Source organism: Saccharopolyspora gloriosae (genome assembly GCF_014203325.1).
Lineage (GTDB): Bacteria > Actinomycetota > Actinomycetes > Mycobacteriales > Pseudonocardiaceae > Saccharopolyspora_C > Saccharopolyspora_C gloriosae.
Map to the genome: position 1 here is coordinate 2,240,028 of NZ_JACHIV010000001.1, position 18,411 is coordinate 2,258,438.

Here is an 18,411-nt window from a genome sequence, read left to right on the forward strand (position 1 = left end):
GAACCCCGCAGAACCACCCCGCCGTCGCGCACCGCCGCGACCTGATCCATTCGAGGACGCATGGACAGCAGAGCACCCGCCGGCACCGCCGCGCCGTCCCAGCCCGCCGACCCGCGCTCGGTGCGCCGAGCGGCGTGGGCGGGCCTGATCGGCACCGCGCTGGAGCAGTACGACTTCGTCATCTACGGCACCGCCTCCGCGCTGGTGTTCAGCGAGCTGTTCTTCCCCGGGGTGTCCCCGGCGGCCGGATTGCTCGCCAGCTTCAGCACCTACGCGGTCGGCTTCGCCGCGCGCCCGCTCGGCGGCCTGTTCTTCTCCCGGCTGGGAGACCGGCTCGGGCGCAAGTGGGTGCTGGTGACGACGTTGCTGCTGATGGGCGGCTCCACGCTGGCGATCGGCCTGCTGCCGACGTTCGACCAGGTCGGGCTGCTCGCCCCGGTGCTGTTGCTGCTGTGCCGCTGCCTGCAAGGTCTCGGTGCCGGAGCGGAGCAGGCCGGTGGCGCCACCTTGCTCACCGAGACCGCGGCACCCGGTAGGCGGGGGCGGCTGGCGGCGCTGGTGATGACCGGCGCGGCGCTGGGCACCGCGTTCGGCGCGGTTGCCTGGGTGCTGGCGCAGCTGCTGCCGGAGGACCAGCTGATGAGCTGGGGCTGGCGGCTGGTGTTCGCCAGCAGCCTCCTCGTGACCGTCGCCGCGCTGATCCTGCGGCGCAGGCTCGCCGAAAGCCCCGTGTTCCAGGAGATCCAGCAGCAGGAAGCGGAACCGCGCCGACCCGTGGCGGAGGTCTTCCGGCGCGGCAGGCGCCCGCTGCTGCTGGTGTTCTTGATGAACGTCGGCGCGAGCGCCCAGTCCTACACCTACCAGGTGTTCATGGCGTCCTACCTGGTGTCCTCCGTCGGAGTCGACGCCGAGCTCGTCCCGAAGGTGTTGCTGATCGGTGCGCTGTGCGGCGGTGTGGCCGCCGCCGGGTTCGGCGCCCTGTCCGACCGGTTCGGGCGCAAACCCGTGTACGCGACGATCATGGGCGCGCTGGTCCTGCTGCCCGGACCGAGCTTCATCGCGCTGAGCACCGGATCCACCACCGCGATCGTCGTGGTGATCGTGCTCGGCTTCATCCTCGCCTGCCACGGCGGCGTCGGCGTGCAGATGAGCTACTTCCCGGAATTGTTCGGCACCCGGTACCGCTACGCGGGCGTGACGCTGGGCCGCGAGTTCTCCTCGGTGCTCGGCGGCGGTGTCGCCCCGCTGCTGTGCACGGCGCTGGTCGCCGCGTTCGCCGGATCGTGGATCCCGGTCGCGATCTACATGTCCGCGGTCGCGCTGATCAGCTTCGTCGCGACGTTGCGCAGCCCAGAAACCCTGAACCGCAACCTCACCAGCGCCGACGATGCATGATTGCCTGTCTTCGGTCTCGGCTTGCGCAGGGGTCGGGTGGCGGAACCTCAGGTGTCTTCTCGCTGCGGGATCTTTTTCCCTAGTGGCTCCGCCACGAGGGAAAAAGCTGTCCTCGCGAGAAGAACGCTGAGAACCCGCGGGTGGTCGATCTGCGTGCGTGGTCGCTGCTCAGCGGCTTCGCCGCTGGCAAGACACAGATCAACGACGTCGCTCACCTGGAACGACGGCGGGTGGTAACGGCAAACGGGAGTGCATTGCTCCGTTCGCGTTGTTGACCGGGGGTGCCGGACGCGCTCTGATGGGTGATCACGTTGGAGAGCCGGTGCTCGCCGTCGAGGAACGAGGAATCCCGAGATGAGTTTCCACTTCACGTCGCCCACGCGGGTCGGTGGTGTCCGGGCCGTGCTGATCGCGCTGGTAGCGGTGGCGGCGGCGGTGGCGGTCGCGCTGCTGGTCGCGGTGCAGCCACCGGCGAGCGCGGTGGACGGCAAGCACGCGGCGCTCTACTACCAGACCCAGTACGACGGGGACCGGTACGTCTCGCCGCTGGAGCCGACCGCCCACGGCGCACCGGTGACCGACGTGATCGTCGGCGCGGTCCACCTGAACTCGCCGACGGAGGTCCACCTCAACGACGATCCACCGGACGCCGCGAAGTACGACCGGATGTGGACGGACCTGCGCGCGCTGCAGGACGGCGGCGTGCAGGTGCTCGGCATGGTCGGCGGCGCCGCGCACGGCAGCTTCCAGCGGCTGGACACCGAGTTCGACACCTACTACCCGCTGCTGAAGGACTTCCTGAGCACGCGCGGGCTCGACGGCGTGGACCTCAACGTCGAGGAGGAGATGTCGCAGCAGGGCATCCAGCGGCTCATCACCGCGCTGCGCGCCGACTTCGGGCCGGACTTCCTCATCACGATGGGGCCGGTGGCCAGCGCGCTGTCCGGTGGCGGCAATCTCTCCGGGTTCGACTACGACCAGCTCTACCGCGAGGTCGGCGGCGAGATCGCCTGGTTCAACGCCCAGTTCTACAACGGCTGGGGCGACGCCTCGTCCACGGCGGACTTCGACGCGATCGTCGACCGCGGGGTGATCCCGGCGGAGCGGATCTCGGTGACCGCGCTGACGAACCAGGGCAACGGCGGCTCCGGCTACGTCGACGTCGCGGGGTTGCGGGCCACGCTGTCGGCGTTGCAGGCCGCGCACCCGAACTTCGCCGGGGTGACCGGGTGGGAGTACTTCAACTCCCAGCCCGCCGAGGGCTCAGACCCGTGGCAGTGGCTCATCGACGTCGCGAGCGCCTGGAACTGACCCGGGTTCGGAACACGGCACGTCCTAGCCTCCGGGAGCGGGGCGTGAGGGTTGAGAACCGGTGCCCTGGGAGACGTTTTCCTGTTGCGCCGTCGGGTAACCCGGGGGCTGCTTCCGCTGTCGGAGGCGGTTCGGCGGCGGCACGGCCCGCCGCCCACCGGCCGGGCCGACCGTCCTCGTCCCGGCCCGCCGCCCCCGCGTCCGGCGCACCCGACGGAAAGGGGACCCGACCGTGCCCGCTTACGTGACGCTGAACCCGACCACCGGCAGGACCGAGCAGGAGTTCGCCGGGCTCGACGACTCGGCCGTGCCCGAAGTCCTGCGCCGCTCGGACGACGCCTTCGCGGACTGGCGCGCGACGCCCGCGGCCGAGCGCGCGCAGCTGCTGATCCGGATCGCCGACGCCTACGGCCGCCGCGAGCAGGAGCTCGCCGAGCTGATCACGACCGAGATGGGCAAGCCTCGGAACGAGGCGGTCGGCGAAGTGCGGCTGGCCGCCGCGATCTACCGCTGGTACGGCGAACACGGCCCGGACCTGCTGGAACGCGAAGTGCTCGACCCGCAGGGATCCGACGAGTCCGTGGTGCAGACCGAGCCCGTCGGCCCGCTGATCGGTGTGATGCCGTGGAACTACCCCTACTACCAGGTGGCCCGGTTCGTCGCCCCGAACCTCATGGCGGGCAACACCATCATCCTCAAGCACGCGCACCTCTGCGCGGCCTCGTCGGAGCTCATGGCCGAGATCGTGCACACCGCCGGGGTGCCCGCGGACGCCTACCTCAACGTGTTCGCGAGCAACGAGCAGATCGCCGACATGATCGCCGACCCCCGGGTGCGCGGCGTCTCGCTGACCGGCAGCGAACGCGCCGGTGCTTCGGTGGCCGAGACCGCGGGCCGGAACCTGAAGAAGGCCGTGCTGGAGCTGGGCGGCTCCGACGCGTTCATCGTCCTCGACGACGGCGACCTCGAACGGACCGCCGAGGTCGGCGCCCGGGCGCGGCTGTCCAACACCGGGCAGGCCTGCAACTCCCCGAAGCGGATGATCGTGGGCAACGACCGGCTCGACGAGTTCACCGCCATCGTCACCGAGGCCTTCGAGTCCGCCCAGGTGGGAGACCCCGCCAACCCGAGCACGCAGGTCGGCCCGCTGTCGTCGACCGGTGCGCGGGACGCGGTGGTCGACCAGGTCCGCCGCGCCGTCGAGCAGGGCGCCACCCTGCACACCGGGGGCGACGCGCTCGACGGCGACGGAGCGTTCATGCGCCCGGCCGTGCTGACCGGCGTCACCCCGGACATGGACGCCTACTCCGAGGAGATCTTCGGACCGGTGGCCGTCATCCACGGCGTCGAATCGGACGACGAGGCGGTCGCGCTGGCCAACGACGTGGGCTTCGGGCTCAGCGGTTCGGTGTGGGGCGCGGACATCGAGCGCGCGCAGCGGATCGCCGACCGGCTAGAGGTGGGCATGGCCTACGTCAACGAGCACGGCACGACGCTGCCGGGCCTGCCGTTCGGCGGCGTGAAGCGCTCCGGTTTCGGCCGCGAACTCGGCCGCTGGGGGATGGGGGAGTTCGTCAACACCCGGCTGCGCCGGACGTCGAAGACGAAGAAGTAGCGCTCCCGCCCCGGAAAACGATCCACGTCGGGCCGTGCCCTCAGTCGCAGGGCACGGCCCGGCGTGTGCGCGGCGGAATCCGCACTGGCTGTCTTTGATCTCGGCTTGAGCAGTGGGGCGCTCAGCGGAACCTCAGCGGCTTCCTCGCCGCGGGATCGATTTCTCAGGTAGCTCCCTACACCGCGAAATCGCTGTCCTCGCGAGGAAGCCGCTGAGAACCCGCCGGTGGTCGCCTTGCTCAAGCCGGTCACTGCTCAGCGGCTCCGCCGCTGACAGGACAACGACCAACGACGTCGCTCACCTGGGAAGACAAGATCAAGCGCAGGCGGTCAGGCGTCGTCCCAGGTCTGGGCGACGGCGTGCACCTTGACCCCGAGGGACTGGGCCACGGCGGTCTCGCCGGGCGGAGCGGCGTCGTCGGTGATCAGCGTGTCGTAGCCGCTGACGTCGCCGTGGGCGTAGGTGGCGGAGCGGCCGAACTTGCTGTGGTCCACGGCGAGGACCGCTCGCCGCGCCGAGTGCACGAACGCCTCCTTGTTCTCCGCGTACTCCCGCATGGGGTGCGAGAGCCGTCCTTCGTGGACGCAGGTCGCGGTGAGGAACGCGACGTCGACGTGGAACCGTTCGAGCTGGCGCACCACCTCGGGGCCCGCGCAGGACTCGAACTCCGGGTAGAAGCGGTCGCCGAGCAGGGTCACCTGCGTCGAGGACTCCGACAGCAGGTAGGCCACCCGCAGCGAATTGGTGATCACGTGGGTGTCCTCGGTCTGCCCGAGCAGCCGGGCGAGCGGGAACAGGGTGCTGCCGCAGTCGAGCAGCACGGTGCTGCCGGGGGCGACGTGGTGGCGCAGTTCCTCGCCGATGGCCGCTTTGGCCTCGCGGTGCATGTTCTCCCGGAACTGCAGCGAACTCTCGATGTCCACAGTGGACAGTGCGATGGCCACGGCGCGCCGCTTGTGCAGCAGCTTGCGCTCGTGCAGGTCGTCGAGGTCGCGGTGCATCGTCATCAGGCTCACGCCCAGCCGGGCCGCGAGGTCGTCGATGCGCACCTCCCCGCCCTTGCCGACATGACGTAGGACCGCCTGGCGGCGCTGCTCCACCTCGGCCCTGGACTTCCTGCTCGACATCGTCGCCTCCCCTCGACCCCTAATTTATCCCACATTTTGCGTGAAGATCTTGAAAAGATCTGAGAAATCTAGCATCTTGATCTCACACAACCGGCCGACCGCCGCGGCTACCGCGACCGGCCGGAGGTATCCAAGGCCACCACCGCGAGGTGGATGACCAGTAAAAACACCCGGACCGCCCTGCGTTGCAGCGAGGCGATCCGGCTGCACCGAACCGGGCACCGAAGCCCGTCAGGAGGTCCTCACCGTGGTATCTACCGACCACGAACCCCCCGCATCCGCGTCGTCCGGCGGCGGGACGACGTTCTTCGATCGCATCGGCATCCCGCGCACCCTGCTCTGGGGCTACGTCGGGATGTTGCTGTTCATGATCGGCGATGGGGTGGAGACCAGCTACCTCTCCACCTACTTCAAGGTCGACCTGGGCTTCTCCGAGTCCAGCGTCGGCATCGTGTTCACCGTCTACGGCCTCGCCGCAGCGGTCGGAGCCTTCCTCGCCGGCGGCCTGTCCGACAAGTGGGGACCGCGCAAGGTCATGATGGTGGGTGCCGCCCTGTGGGCGGTCTGCCACGTGCTGATGCTGACGATCGGCATCCCCACCAGCAACTACGTGCTGATCCTGCTCACCTACGGGGTGCGCGGTCTCGGCTACCCGCTGTTCGCCTACGGCTTCCTCGTCTGGATCATGGTCGGGGCGCCGGAGAAGCAGATCAGCAAGGCGCTCGGCTGGTACTGGTTCGCGTTCACCATGGGCTACCCGGTGCTGGGTTCCGCCCTGGTCTCCGGGCTCAAGCCGGCCCTGGGCTTCTACCCGACGCTGTGGGTCTCGCTCGCGCTGATCGCCGCCGGTTCCATCATCGTGTTCACGATGCTCAAGGAGCGCTCCGGTTTCACGCCGCTGGCCACCGACGGTTCCAGCATGGTCCAGACGCTCGTCGGCTGCTTCACCATCATGTTCTCCCGGCCGCGAGTCGGTCTGGGCGCGCTGACGCGGCTGATCAACACCACCTCGCAGTTCGGCGTGTGGGTCTTCACCCCGCTCTACCTGATCGAGCAGGTCGGATTCAACTCCGAGGAGTGGTCCACGCTGCTGATGATCATGATGGGCTCGAACCTGGCCGGCGTGGTCGCCTTCGGCGCGCTCGGCGACCGGTGGAGCAGGCACAAGACCATCGTCTGGTTCGGCGGTGTGCTCGGCGCGGTCGCCTGCCTCGGCCTGTACTACGTGCCCAATGCCGTCGGGCACAGCTACATCCCGGTCGCGATCACCGTGGCGATCTTCGGCGTCGGTCTCGCCGGTTACGTGCCGCTGCCCCCGCTGATGACCCAGCACGCCCCCGGTCGCAAGGGCCAGGTCATGTCGACCTACACCCTCGGCGCCGGTGCGAGCCAGGCCGTCGGCCCGGCCATCGGTACCGCGTTCATCGGCATCATCGGCATCCAGGGCGTCATGTGGATCTACGCCGTGCTGCACCTGGTCAGCGCCGCGCTCGCGATGATCATTCGGGAGCCCAGCGCGGAAGCTCAGCGCGAAGCCGCGGAGCTGCCCGAGGACAACACCGTGGTCGCGCACTGACCACGAGTCGGACTCGGCTCGTCCCCCCGGAGAGCCGAAACGGCACGACCTCGGACTTCCCGCCGCGGCGTCACCCGCCGCGCCGGAAGTGCTGAGATCTTTCGGCGGAGCCGGCGCCCCCACGAGGGGCGCCGGCTCCGCCGTTTCCGCTCGCACGGCGCGACCGGGATCAGGACTTCGCCGCGGCGGTCTTCTTCTTCGGCGACACCCGCAACGTGATGTCCGCGGTGACGACCGGTTCGCCGGAGGTGTCGAGGATGCGCACCGGCACCACCCAATCGGCGGGCTCGTCGCCGGGTTCCGGCAGCGGGTTCAGCTCGGCGACGCCGACGACGTCGGTGCTGGCCTTGGCGACGTAGCGCACCGCCATCCCGACCGGGATCCACCGGTGCGTGGCCGGGACGCTCGCTTCGGCGAGGACTCCGGCGGCGACCTCCGCGACGTTGCAGGCGGCGATCGCGTGGAACGTCCCGATGTGGTTGTGCACGGCGCGGCGCTTCTTCGAGCGCACCTCGCAGTAGCCCGGTTCCAGCCGGACGATGTGCGGCCGGACGGTCCGGAAGTACGGCGCGCGCAAGCACACTCCCCAGGAGAACAGCCTGGTCCCGAGTGGACGCGGTGAGAACTTGCGCCACATCTCCAGCGTCGAGGACATCGTGGGTCTCCTTCGGGGCGGACGTCGTTGCCGGTGCCGCACATTACCGGCGGGTAACCCGCGGGTCGGCCCCCGGTCGGTCGACCGCCGCGTCGGGACCCCTCGTGATCCTCGTCCGGTTTTCGCCGGGCACCGCCGCTGGGCTGCGACGATGGGGCCGGGCGGCGGCTCGCTGCGCCGCCCGGTTCCACAGCGTGCGGTGCCGGTTCCGCGTCGAACCGGCGCCAGTGAGGAGAGCGCATGAGTGCCCCCGGCCTGAACGTCGTCATCGCCGACACCAACCTGCTGCCGCTGCGCGCGGAGATCGAGGCGGACCTGCCCGCGGGCACGCGGGTGAGCTGGCCGGACCGGCAGGACGCCGAGGCGATGCGGGCCGCCGTGGCCGACGCCGACGTGTACGTCTCGGGCAACCTCCCGGAGGACCTGGCGAAGGCGGGGGAGCGGTTGAAGCTGGTGCACGCGGCAGGCGCGGGCACCGACGGCATCGCGGTGCGGGCCCTGCCGCGCGGCGCGGTCGTGGCGAACACCTTCCACCACGAGAAGTCCATCGCCGAATACGTCGTCGCCGCAAGCACCATGGTGCGCCGCGACTTCCACGGCCAGGACGCGGCTCTGCGCGCGGGCCGGTGGGAGACTCCTGTCTACAGTGGACGTGCGCCGTGGGTGAACGCGCTGACCGGCGCGACGATCGGCTTCGTCGGCTTCGGGCACATCGGCAAGATCACCTGGCAGCGGTTCCGCGCGTTCGAGGCGCAGGGCGTCGCCGTCACCCGCCGGGGCGAGGTCGACGCCGCCGCGGAAGGTCTGGAGTGGACCTCCACCATCTCGGATCTGGGCGCACTGCTGGAGATCTCGGACGTCGTGGTGCTCTCCACGCCGCTCACGCCGGAGACGACCGGGCTGATCGGCGCGGCCGAACTGGCGCGGATGCGCGAGACCGCGGTCCTGGTCAACGTCGGTCGCGGGCCCATCGTCGACGAGCGGGCGCTGTACGACGCGTTGCGCGACGGCGTGATCGGCGGCGCCGCCATCGACGTCTGGTACGACTACCCGGTTCCCGGCGAGGTGAAGCACCCGAGTTCGCTGCCGTTCCACGAACTCGGCAACGTGCTGATGACCCCGCACTCCTCCGGGCTGACCCGCCAGACCTTCGCCGGTCGCTCCGCGGACATCGTGGCGAACATCCGCCGGCTCGCCGCGGGCGAGCAGCTGCGCAACGTGGTGACCACGGCCTGACCCGCGCGCCGCGGCCCGCGTCCGCGCGGGCCGCGGTGTGATCGCGTTCATGCCCGCAAATCCGGCGAATTGATTAGGGTAGGCAAAGTTAACTTCAGAGGAGTTGCGCATGCCTGCCCGCCCTCGCGGCCCGGTCCTCGCGACCGCGCTGCTCAGCGCCGTCCTGATGCTCGCCGGATGTTCGGGAGGTCCGTCGGCGGCGCCCGACGTTCCCGCCGGTGACGCGGACTGGACCCCGGTCACCGTGTCCACCGCCTTCGGTGAGGTCACGGTTCCGCAGCGCCCGCAGCGCGTGGTCACCCTCGGCTGGGGCGACGCCGAGGTCGCGCTGGCGCTCGGCGTGCAGCCGGTGGGCAGCGCGGACTGGCTCGGCGTCGGCGGCGACGGGCTCGGCGAGTGGGTCCAGCAGCGCTACGAGCCGGAGCCGCCGCCGATGCTCGGCACGCTCGACGTGAACATGGAACGGCTCGCCGGACTCGCGCCCGACCTGATCCTCGACACCAGGGCCAGCGGCGCCCCCGACCGGTACGAGCAGCTCAGCGGTCTCGGCGTGCCGGTGATCAGCATCCCCGAAGGCGCGCGGCAGTACACCACCACGTGGCAGCAGCAGCTCGACCTCATCGGCACCGCGCTCGGCGAACGGCCGAAGGCGCAGCGGCTCCGCGCCGACCTGGAGGCGAAGTTCGCGCGGGCCGCCCGCGAGCACCCCGAGTTCGTCGGCGCGACCTCCGTCGTCGGAGCGCGCACCGTGCGCGGTTTCGGCGCCTACGTGGACGGCACCAGCCGCGTGGAGTTCATGCGCGCCTTGGGCTTCCGCAACTCACCGGCGATCCAGGAGCTCGCGGGCACCGGGTTCTCCGTGCCGATCTCGCAGGAACGGCTGGACCTGCTCGACGCGGACCTCACCGTGATGACCACCATCGGCCTGGACCCGCAGGTGCTCATCGACGATCCGCTCTACCGGGCCGTTCCCTCCGTGCGGGAGGGGCGGGACGTCGTGTTCACCGACGACGTCGTCTCCTCGGCCTTCGCCAGCGCCACCGCGGTGGGCATCCCGTACGCCCTCGACCACCTCGTGCCGCGACTGGCCGAAGCGGTGAGCCGCTGAGGACCCCGATTTCCGCCCGGATTCCCGGGAAGCAGGTCCGCAGCGGGCTCACCGCCGGGCCGGGGATCAGCCGCGGATCGTCGTGGTGATCCAGTCGCGGTAGGACTCGACCTTGGTCCACTGGCCGTAGCCCGTGCTGCACTTCCCGTCGTCGTCACCGGGACCGCTGGTGACGCCGATCAGCTCCCACTCGCCTTCCCGGCCGAGGATCTGCGGGCCGCCGGAGTCGCCTTCGCAGGCGCTGGTGCCGGGAACGGCTCCTTCGGCGCAGAAGTTGCGCTGGGGGTCGATGCCGGTCGTGCACCGGTCGCCGGGCACGATCCGGGTGCTGATCTCCTGCAGCTTCTGGGCTATGTCCTGGGTTTTCTCGTTGGTCCGGCCCCAGCCGATGGCACGCGGCAGCTCCTGGGGAGGTTCGGGGTCGGCGGAAAGCCGGGCCGGCTTGTTCGGCACCGCGTGGTCCAGCCGGAGCAGCGCGAGGTCCGCCGCGGACCCCTTGTGGTTCGGGTGCACGACGATCTGCGTGACGTTGGCCGTGCTGCCGCCGGCGCTGCGGTCATCGCTGCCGATGCGCGCGGTCACGCCTTGCGGCGAGCGCGGCGTGGACTCGCCGTTCTGGCCCGTGTCCGTGACGCAGTGCGCCGCCGTGAGCACCCAGTCGGGAGCGACGAGCGAACCGCCGCAGAAGAACTTCTTGTCGTGATCGAGGCTCGTCATGAAGTCGTACGAGTCGGTCGCCGTCTTGCCGCCGATGATCGCGGGAGCCATCTGGGCACCCACGGCGGCCGGAGCGACCAGCAACGATGCCGCGACCGCGGCGATGGACAGACACAGGCGCATGGAAGCCCCTCCACTCGGAAGCGGCCGACTCTAGGGTCGCCGAGGTGGTCCGTCCAGAGTGCTCAGGGCGGGAATGTGCCTTAGGACACGCCCGGATTCGGCCTTTTTCGCGGAGCGTTCCTGATCCGGCACTCGGTGAATTCGCCCGCATGTTCCGGAACTTTCCGGTGCAGGTCAGCGCGCCGGAGGGTCGCACCGTCGCGTTGAGTCGTCGGTCGAACACGGTGAGCGCCGGAATCCGGGCTCGTGGTGGCAGATTCGCGTCTCTTTCCGAACGACCTGCGTAGCCGGCGGCTCAGCGGAACCTCAGCGGCTTCCTCGCTGCGGGATCGATTTCCGATGTATGCCATGCACGGCGAAATCGCTGTCCTCGCGAGGAAGCAGCTGAGAACCCGCCGGTGGTCGTTTTACTCAAGCTGGTCGCTGCTCAGCGGCTCCGCCGCTGACAAGAAAATGATCAAAAGACGTTCTTGACGGACCCTGAGGGAGGCGACGATCCGCACGACAGACCCCTGCCGTTCCCGGTACAGGGCGTCGGTGGAGCCTCGTCGCGATGTGCTCGTGCACGTGCGCGACCGCGCCACGTGGTGGCGCGGTCGTGGGTGAACGGTGCTCGCGGAGGTTCAGAGCCGCTTGCCGATCCGCTTGGCGTGCTTGCAATCCGGGCAGTTCACGCTGCCGTGGAACAGCTTCTCCGTGAACGTGTTCTCCCCGAACGACTTCCCGCATAGCGAGATCGCCTGGCCGTTCAACCAGGAGACGTCGGCGCCGTGGGTGATTCCGTCGTGCAAGATCGCGCTTTTCATGAGCGTCCCTTCCAGTGCTGATGCCAACTTCCGGATGAAGCCCTCCCCGAATGGAGCATCAGAACATCACTGACGATCACGTACGGCAACGATCGTTTGATGGCCTGCCGCTGTGCGGTCGTCCTGCGACGACGAACGGTCGATCAGTTTCGGCCCGTCTGATCACTTAACGTAGTTTTGTTGTGCGGCCTGGTCCGTTCGGATTCGGCGGTTCGGGGCGTTCTGCTCGGATGGCGGAATGTTTTCGGCCACGTCCTGGGTTCCACCCTCGGCGACCGCCGATCTCAGCACTTCGGAAGGAGCGGCCACGGTGCCGTACCTGGAACAGGCCGATCACCCGGACATTTTCGTCGAGCACGGATATCCGGAGCACATCGCGGATCTCGGCGAGATCCGCATGAACTACGCGGTCGCGGGCGACCCCACGAACCCCGCGCTGCTGCTCGTCCCCGGTCAGAGCGAATCGTGGTGGGGCTACGAGGAGGCGATGCGGCTGCTCGCCGACCGGTACCAGGTCTACGCGGTCGACCTGCGCGGGCAGGGCAGGTCCACGTGGACGCCGGGCCGCTACAGCCTGGACCTCTTCGGCGGCGACCTCGTCCGGTTCATCGATCGGGTCATCGGCCGCCCGGTGGTGGTCAGCGGTCTGTCGTCCGGCGGTGTGATCACGGCGTGGCTGTCCGCCTTCGCCGCACCCGGACAGCTCCGCGCCGCCGTTTACGAGGACCCGCCGCTGTTCTCGTCCGAGCTGAACCCCGCGGTCGGCACGTCGCTGCGCCAGGGCGCGGGCCCGATCTTCCGGCTCTGGCACAAGTGGCTCGGCCCGCAGTGGTCCATCGGCGACATCGAGGGCATGCGCGCGGCGATGGCGACCGAGCTGCCCGGCGCGATGGCCGCGATGCTGGGCGGCGCGAACACCGGTGACGCGACGGGCGAATCCGCCGCCGTGCCGCAGAACCTGCGCGAGTACGACCCCGAGTGGGGTGACGCCTTCGTCTCCGGTCGCGTCGCGCTCAACTGCGACCACGAGACGATGCTGTCGCGGGTGCGGGTGCCGGTCCTGTTCACCCACCACTTCCACGTCGCCGATCCGGAGACCGGCAACCTGGTCGGCGCGGTCTCCGACCAGCAGGTCGAGCACGCCCGGCGGCTGATCGAGGGCGCGGGGAACTCGTTCACCTACCGCGCCTTCCCGGAGATGCCGCATTCCATGCACGGGCACGACCCGGCCACGTACGCCGCGACCATCACCGGCTGGCTGGACGGGCTCGACCTGGAGCCGCGCTCCGCGAGCTGAGCGGGAACGGCTGCTCGCCGCACGATCGCGCCGCGCGGCGAGCAGCGGCCCGTCAGCCCAGCGCGTCGAGCATCGCGTCGGCCAGCGGTCCGCTGGACGCCGGGTTCTGGCCGGTGAGCAGGTTCCCGTCCCGCACGGTGCGCGCCTCGTAGGCCGGGCCGCCCTCGTGCTGCGCGCCCCGTTCGCGGAGCCGGGCCGCGAGCAGCCACGGGGCGCCCTCGGCGGTGCCGAACAGCTGCTCCTCCTCGTCGGTGAAAGCGGCCATCCTCCGGCCCGCGAACCGCCAGCCGCCCTCCGCATCGACGGCGCTGAGCAGGCCCGCCGGGCCGTGGCAGACCGCGCCGATGATCGTGCCGGTCTCGTCGGCCCGGATGAGCAGACGTCCGAGGTCCGCGTCCTGGTGCAGATCGACGACGGGGCCGTGCCCGCCCGGCAGCAGCACGGCGGCGTAGTCGTCCACGTCGACCTCGTGCAACGGCAGCGGCGCCCCGAACTCGCGCAGCGCCGTCTCGGCGTGCCGCACGTGGCGGGAGCAGTCCGCCCCGGCGATCTCGGGGTCGGCGCTGTGCCGGTCCAACGGTTGCAGGACGCCGCCGGGCGAAGCGAAGTCGACCACGTGCCCCGCGTCGACGAACTTCTCGTGCGGCGCGGCGAGTTCTTCGGCCCAGTAGCCGGTCGGGTAAGTCGAACCGTCGGCGCGCTCCCAAACGTCGGCGGCGGACATGATGATCAGGATCTTGCTCACGGAGCGGGCCTTTCTCGGGGCGGGAGGACGCGGGCGGCGATCGGCTCGCGTCCGGGATCGACTCCCAGGCTGCCGCCCGGAAAGCGCTCCGGGAGCCCGTCCGCGCGCCCTGCGCGGACCCGCCTTGGCGAACCTAGGACGCAGCGGACCACCCGCGGTCGCCCCGCAGCGGCGACAATGGCCCCATGGCCCGGACCAACCGCGAGCTCGCGGACTTCCTGCGGCGAGCCCGCAGCCTCGGCGACCCCGCACGCGCCGGTCTGCCCGCCGACGGCCGGGTGCGACGGGTCCCCGGCTTGCGGCGGGAAGAGGTCGCGCTGCTCGCCGGGGTGTCGACCGACTACTACGCGCGCCTGGAGCAGGGCCGGCGCATCGTGCCGTCACCGCCGGTGGTGGCGGCGATCGGCCGCGCGCTCGAACTCGACGACGCCGGCCTGTCGCACCTCGAAGCCCTCATCGAGCGCTCCGCCGGTGCCGGGCGGCGGCGGGCGCGCGGGGTCCAGCGAGTGCGGCCCGGCCTGCACCGGTTGCTCGACGCCCTCGACGGTGAACCCGCGCTGGTCCTCGGTCGCCGCACGGACGTGCTGGCGAGCAACCGGATGGCCCACGCGCTGTTCACCGACTTCGACCGGATCCCGGCGCCGCGGCGGAACTACGCGCGCTGGATGTTCCTGGACGACGCCGCGCGCACGCTGTTCGCCGACTGGGAGCAGCACGCACGCACGACGGTGGAGGCGCTGCGCCTGGACGTCGGCGCCGACCCCGAGGACGCGGCGGCGGTCGCGCTGGTCGCCGAGCTGCGCCAGCGCAGCCCCGAGTTCGGCCGGTGGTGGGACGAGCACCGCGTCCACCAGCGCACCCACGGGTCGAAGCGGTTGCGCCATCCCGTTGTCGGCGAACTCACCGTCCAGTACGAGACCTTCGTACCGCCCGGCGATCCGGACACGACCCTGTTCCTCTACACCGCGGAGGCCGGATCACCGTCGCACGACGCGTTGAACCTCCTCGCCAGCTGGAACCTGACTACCTGTTCTTGATCTCGTTCTGCTCTGGTGGTCATTTGGCGGAACCTCAGCGTTCTTCTCGCTGCGGGATCTTTTTCCCGAGTGGCTCCGCCACGAGGGAAAAAGCTGTCCTCGCGAGAAGAACGCTGAGAACCCGCGGGTGGTCCGGCTGCGTGCGTTGTCCTGTCAGCGACTTCGCCGCTGACAGGACAACGACCAAAGAGGAGCTTCCCGTTGCTCGGTGTTCGTGCGTGGTCGCTGCTCGGCTAGTTCGTCATCGAGGGAACCGGCCAAGAGCTCCTTGCCGGGCAACGGAATCAGTGCCCTGGTCCCGGCGGTGGTGCGGTGCGTCGGTCATCTCGCTGGGCGCCAGGACTGGAGCGCGGTGATGCCGACGGCGCCGCCGTCCTCGCGCAGCGGCGTGACGCGCAGGGCGTCGGTGCGCACCGGCTGGTCCAGGACCACCCGGCTCGGTTCGCCGGGCCGGGGTGGGCTCGTCGGCAGGTCCACCCACTCGTCGTCCCGGCGGTACTGGAGCCGGTACGAGTCCGGAGTGCGCACGCCGTTCCCGTCGTCGTAGAAGGAGATCCGCACGTCCGAGACGTCGATCGGCTCGGCCGAGTCGATCTGCAGGTGGTCGGTCCGGTTCGGGCTGCCGTGGTTCGTCCACCGGGTGCCGGGCACGTCCAGGTGGAAGTCCTGGCCGTCGATCGCTTCCCACGCATCGTCGGACTCCCCGGCGTAGGAGGCGGTCGCCTCGGGGAAACCGGTTCCGTCCGCGTTGACCAGGTCGTCGACCAGGCGCGGCGGTTCGCTCGCAGAGCCGGTCACGGGAACTGTCACCGGGCTCAGGTCCGCCTGCCGGTGGACTTCGACGCCGTCCAGCGAGATCCGCAGTCCCGCGCCCTGCCCGTAGTGCGTGCCGTCGCGATCCCACGACGCGCTCAGGTCGTGGCCGCGGTAGGGCACCTCCTCGACCGCGAAGTGGTCCCACCCGGTAGGCGCGAGCGGGGCGATCCGAACGGTGTCGTCCTGCTGCGGCCGAATGCCGAGCAGGCCGGAGAGCACGAGGTCGGTGAACGTCGAGTGGTTGTAGTCCTCGCTGTGGCCGGGCGAGTCGTAGAGCCAGCGGTCCTCGTCGGGGTGGTGCGCCTCGGCCACGTAGGGGTGGCCGTCCTTGCGCTGCGTCGAGGCGTAGCCGCGCAGCAGGTCGTAGTAGTCCTGCCGGTCGACGAAGGGCTGGTCCGGGCGGTCCTGGAGCTGGTTCGCCAGCGCGGTCAGGGTCTGGGAGGTGGCGTAGGGCCAGCTCGGGCCGGACCAGTGGCAGCAGCCCCGCTCGGCTTCGTGCAGGTACCAGGGGCTGCGGCGTTCCACCGTCGTCGGGCCGTGCGGCGCGGCGAAGCCCTGCGGGTCGGTGAGCCGGGACCACGCCGCATCGGCCTCCGGCGGCGCCATGCCGAAGTACCAGGGGACGAAGCCGATCTGCTCGCGGTCGGCGATCGGCTCCCGCGCCGGATTCCCGTCGCGCATGACGTGCTTGTAGAAGTCGCCGTCCCGCAAGCGAGACTCCACATTGGACTGAAGCTCGGCAGCTCGGGACTCGAAGTCCGCGGCGCCGTCGAGGTCGCCGGTGCGGCGCAGCAGGCTCGCGATCGCCTTGGCATCGCCGTACTGGTACGCGTTGATCGTCGGCCGGAACCCCTCGCCGCCGTGGTACGGGTCGTCGCTCTGGTACGAGCTCGCGGTGTACTCCATCGCGTCCCACACCGGGGTCTGCCAGTAGAGGCCGAGTTCCGGGTCGAACTGCGGATCCCAGCCTTCCCACTGCTCGACGAGCTCCGGCAGCAGCGCGGTCGCGCGGTCCCAGCGACCGTCGACCGACGCGCGGGCGACGACCGCGTCGGCCACCCAGAACGAGTACTGATGAGCCCAATCGGTCGTGTTCGGGTTCAGCTCCTCGGTGGGCGGTTTCGGCCCGGAACCGCTCCCGGTCAGCCAGTAGTCGAGGTAGTCGTCCAGGTAGCGGGTGTCGCGCAGCCAGCGGCCCTCGTAGAGGTGGTGGCCCGCCGCGGCCGAGATCCCGCCGCCGGGCGCGGAGTAGCCGACCGGCCCCAGGAACTCCGAGACGATCCAGCCGTCCTCGGGGCCGGTGTACTTCAACGCCTCCTTGAAGGTCCGCCAGCGGTAGTAGTAGGTGTCCTCGATCTCGGCGTCGGGCAGGTCCACGAACGGGATGTTCGCCCGATACCAGGCGGGATCGACGAAGCCGTCGAGCTTCGCGTCGCGGTCGATCAGCCGCGCTCCGGTTCCGGTGTCCGGTGGCGCGGCGGCGGCCGGGAGCACCCCGGCCAGCAGTGCGACGGCGGTGGCGGCGGTGAGCAACGAGCGGCGGACCATCAGCACTCCCGGCGTCGGACGCGGTGCCTCGGCGCACCCGCTGCTCTGTATAGCCCGCGCGGAGGGCCGTGCCCGAGACGCGGCGAGTTCTCGCCGCGGATCCGACGAACCGGCTCCGGCGGGCGGCCGGTGCGCGGCTGAGCCGAACGGGCCGAATCCGGCGCGTCCCAGGTCGATCGGAGGGGGCGGGGCCCGGCGGGTCGTTACGGTGGGGTCGACCTCGTGCCGTGGTCGGCCGGGAGCACGAGGCGCGTCGCGCCGGAGGGACCTGCCGGTGCTGCCGTGGTCGTCCGGCACCCGGACGCGCCGCCGTCGACCTCGACCGCAGTCCCACCTCGATCGCATCGGAGACGCCATGACCCGTCCCGCAGCCGAGCGCGCCGGTTCGGACGACCACCCCGCCCGCCGGGTTCCCGGCCGGTGGCGGGCCACCCTCGGCGAGCTCACCTTGACCCACCTCCCCGACGCGGGCCTGCACATGATCCCGTCGAAGGTGTACCCGGCCACCGGTGAGCACGACTGGCGCGACGAGCGGGAGCACCGGACCGGGGACGGCCTGCTGACCATGGGCTGCGGTGCGCTGCTCGTGGAGCGCGGCTCGACGCGGCTGCTCATCGACGCCGGACACGGGCGCATCCCCGCCGACGAGGTGCCGGAGTTCGCCGACCGCTTCGAGCACGTCGGATTCCTGCCCGGCGAGCTGGCGGAACTCGGGGTGGACCCGGCCGACGTCGACTTCGTGGCGTTCACCCACCTCCACCCCGACCACACCGGCTGGGCCAGGCCGGACGCCACCGACGACGGCCGCGGGCTGTTCCCGTCCGCGCGTTGGCTGGTGGGCCGCGGCGAGTGGGCGGAGGCCGGACCCGGCGCCGATCCGGCCCTCGCCGGTGGCGCGGACCGCGTGGTCGCCGTCGACGACGGAGCGGAAGTGGTGCCGGGAGTCCGCGCGTGGGCGCTGCCCGGCCACACACCGGGCCACACCGGGTGGGTGCTCGACACCGGTGACGGCCGCGAGGTCGTGGCCTTCGGCGACGCGCTGCACTCGCCCGCCCAGGTCCGCCACCTCGACTGGGAGGTCCTGTTCGACGCCGACCGCTCCGCGGCGGAGCGCTCCCGGCGGCGGCTGGTCGAACGCCTCGGCGGCGAAGGCACCCTCGGTTTCGGCATGCACTTCGCCGGCCAGCAACTCGGTCGCGTCGAGCACGGCGAGTGGAGTCCGCACGAGACGGACGCCTTCGGCTGATCACGCCCGGACCGGCACGTCCGCAGTATCAGCCCACAGTGGACTAGAGGTGA

General features: G+C 70.6%; 15 protein-coding genes. 9 read left to right on the top strand and 6 right to left on the bottom strand.

Annotated elements, in window-relative coordinates; all coding sequences use genetic code 11:
• The first annotated feature begins 60 nt into the window (after window positions 1-60).
• From BJ969_RS10170 to BJ969_RS10180, 3 genes are all read left to right on the top strand, one after another.
• Window positions 61-1,395, top strand: a complete 1,335-nt coding sequence (locus BJ969_RS10170; protein WP_184478700.1) for an MFS transporter — start codon at window positions 61-63, stop codon at window positions 1,393-1,395.
• A gap of 354 nt (window positions 1,396-1,749) precedes the next feature.
• Complete coding sequence (locus tag BJ969_RS10175) at window positions 1,750-2,706, top strand: glycoside hydrolase family 18 protein (protein WP_184478701.1); 957 nt, start codon at window positions 1,750-1,752, stop codon at window positions 2,704-2,706.
• 232 nt (window positions 2,707-2,938) lie between these two features.
• Window positions 2,939-4,321: an aldehyde dehydrogenase family protein gene (locus BJ969_RS10180; RefSeq protein WP_184478702.1), complete on the top strand. Its 1,383-nt coding sequence runs from the start codon at window positions 2,939-2,941 to the stop codon at window positions 4,319-4,321.
• A 329-nt stretch (window positions 4,322-4,650) separates the two neighbouring features.
• On the opposite strand, the gene BJ969_RS10185 is transcribed toward BJ969_RS10180, so the two are convergent.
• Complete coding sequence (locus tag BJ969_RS10185) at window positions 4,651-5,448, bottom strand: DeoR/GlpR family DNA-binding transcription regulator (RefSeq protein WP_184478703.1); 798 nt, start codon at window positions 5,446-5,448, stop codon at window positions 4,651-4,653.
• Window positions 5,449-5,695: 247 nt separating this feature from the next.
• Here BJ969_RS10185 and BJ969_RS10190 point away from each other — a divergent pair, with 247 nt between their 5' ends.
• The gene (locus tag BJ969_RS10190) at window positions 5,696-7,024 is read left to right on the top strand and encodes an MFS transporter (RefSeq protein ID WP_221315768.1); all 1,329 of its coding nucleotides are present in this window, start codon (window positions 5,696-5,698) and stop codon (window positions 7,022-7,024) included.
• Between the two features lie 169 nt (window positions 7,025-7,193).
• Here BJ969_RS10190 and BJ969_RS10195 read toward each other — a convergent pair whose 3' ends face one another.
• Entirely contained in the window at window positions 7,194-7,679 is a 486-nt protein-coding gene (locus BJ969_RS10195) for a hotdog fold domain-containing protein (RefSeq protein WP_184478704.1), read from the bottom strand.
• A gap of 240 nt (window positions 7,680-7,919) precedes the next feature.
• On the opposite strand from BJ969_RS10195, the gene BJ969_RS10200 reads away from it, so the two are divergent.
• Window positions 7,920-8,915 (top strand): 2-hydroxyacid dehydrogenase, encoded by a 996-nt coding sequence (locus BJ969_RS10200; protein WP_246456731.1) that lies wholly within the window; start codon window positions 7,920-7,922, stop codon window positions 8,913-8,915.
• A 109-nt stretch (window positions 8,916-9,024) separates the two neighbouring features.
• Complete coding sequence (locus tag BJ969_RS10205; protein ID WP_184478705.1) at window positions 9,025-10,023, top strand: ABC transporter substrate-binding protein; 999 nt, start codon at window positions 9,025-9,027, stop codon at window positions 10,021-10,023.
• A 66-nt stretch (window positions 10,024-10,089) separates the two neighbouring features.
• On the opposite strand, the gene BJ969_RS10210 is transcribed toward BJ969_RS10205, so the two are convergent.
• Window positions 10,090-10,863, bottom strand: coding sequence for a S1 family peptidase (locus BJ969_RS10210; RefSeq protein WP_184478706.1), 774 nt, complete (start codon window positions 10,861-10,863; stop codon window positions 10,090-10,092).
• A gap of 623 nt (window positions 10,864-11,486) precedes the next feature.
• On the bottom strand, window positions 11,487-11,669 hold the full coding sequence (locus BJ969_RS10215; RefSeq protein ID WP_184478707.1) for a hypothetical protein: 183 nt from the start codon (window positions 11,667-11,669) through the stop codon (window positions 11,487-11,489).
• A 310-nt stretch (window positions 11,670-11,979) separates the two neighbouring features.
• Here BJ969_RS10215 and BJ969_RS10220 point away from each other — a divergent pair, with 310 nt between their 5' ends.
• Window positions 11,980-12,966, top strand: coding sequence for an alpha/beta fold hydrolase (locus tag BJ969_RS10220; protein WP_221315770.1), 987 nt, complete (start codon window positions 11,980-11,982; stop codon window positions 12,964-12,966).
• Window positions 12,967-13,018: 52 nt separating this feature from the next.
• On the opposite strand, the gene BJ969_RS10225 is transcribed toward BJ969_RS10220, so the two are convergent.
• The gene (locus BJ969_RS10225; RefSeq protein WP_184478709.1) at window positions 13,019-13,711 is read right to left on the bottom strand and encodes a DJ-1/PfpI family protein; all 693 of its coding nucleotides are present in this window, start codon (window positions 13,709-13,711) and stop codon (window positions 13,019-13,021) included.
• A gap of 185 nt (window positions 13,712-13,896) precedes the next feature.
• Here BJ969_RS10225 and BJ969_RS10230 point away from each other — a divergent pair, with 185 nt between their 5' ends.
• Entirely contained in the window at window positions 13,897-14,748 is an 852-nt protein-coding gene (locus tag BJ969_RS10230; protein ID WP_184478710.1) for a helix-turn-helix domain-containing protein, read from the top strand.
• A gap of 321 nt (window positions 14,749-15,069) precedes the next feature.
• Here the strand turns inward: BJ969_RS10230 and BJ969_RS10235 are convergent, their stop codons facing one another.
• Window positions 15,070-17,112 carry an MGH1-like glycoside hydrolase domain-containing protein gene (locus BJ969_RS10235; protein ID WP_246456733.1) on the bottom strand — a complete coding sequence of 681 codons (2,043 nt, stop codon included), beginning with the start codon at window positions 17,110-17,112 and terminating at the stop codon, window positions 15,070-15,072.
• 355 nt (window positions 17,113-17,467) lie between these two features.
• On the opposite strand from BJ969_RS10235, the gene BJ969_RS10240 reads away from it, so the two are divergent.
• A complete protein-coding gene (locus BJ969_RS10240) occupies window positions 17,468-18,358 on the top strand; it encodes an MBL fold metallo-hydrolase (RefSeq protein ID WP_184478711.1) in 891 nt (296 codons plus the stop codon).
• The last annotated feature ends 53 nt before the right edge of the window (window positions 18,359-18,411 follow it).

Excerpts from the sequence above, each read along its gene's own strand:
- BJ969_RS10170 (WP_184478700.1), top strand. The coding sequence starts at position 61 with ATGGACAGCAGAGCACCCGCCGGCACCGCCGCGCCGTCCCAGCCCGCC.
- BJ969_RS10175 (WP_184478701.1), top strand. The coding sequence starts at position 1,750 with ATGAGTTTCCACTTCACGTCGCCCACGCGGGTCGGTGGTGTCCGGGCC.
- BJ969_RS10185 (WP_184478703.1), bottom strand. The coding sequence starts at position 5,448 with ATGTCGAGCAGGAAGTCCAGGGCCGAGGTGGAGCAGCGCCGCCAGGCG.
- BJ969_RS10195 (WP_184478704.1), bottom strand. The coding sequence starts at position 7,679 with ATGTCCTCGACGCTGGAGATGTGGCGCAAGTTCTCACCGCGTCCACTC.
- BJ969_RS10200 (WP_246456731.1), top strand. The coding sequence starts at position 7,920 with ATGAGTGCCCCCGGCCTGAACGTCGTCATCGCCGACACCAACCTGCTG.
- BJ969_RS10205 (WP_184478705.1), top strand. The coding sequence starts at position 9,025 with ATGCCTGCCCGCCCTCGCGGCCCGGTCCTCGCGACCGCGCTGCTCAGC.
- BJ969_RS10210 (WP_184478706.1), bottom strand. The coding sequence starts at position 10,863 with ATGCGCCTGTGTCTGTCCATCGCCGCGGTCGCGGCATCGTTGCTGGTC.
- BJ969_RS10215 (WP_184478707.1), bottom strand. The coding sequence starts at position 11,669 with ATGAAAAGCGCGATCTTGCACGACGGAATCACCCACGGCGCCGACGTC.
- BJ969_RS10230 (WP_184478710.1), top strand. The coding sequence starts at position 13,897 with ATGGCCCGGACCAACCGCGAGCTCGCGGACTTCCTGCGGCGAGCCCGC.
- BJ969_RS10235 (WP_246456733.1), bottom strand. The coding sequence starts at position 17,112 with ATGGTCCGCCGCTCGTTGCTCACCGCCGCCACCGCCGTCGCACTGCTG.
- BJ969_RS10240 (WP_184478711.1), top strand. The coding sequence starts at position 17,468 with ATGACCCGTCCCGCAGCCGAGCGCGCCGGTTCGGACGACCACCCCGCC.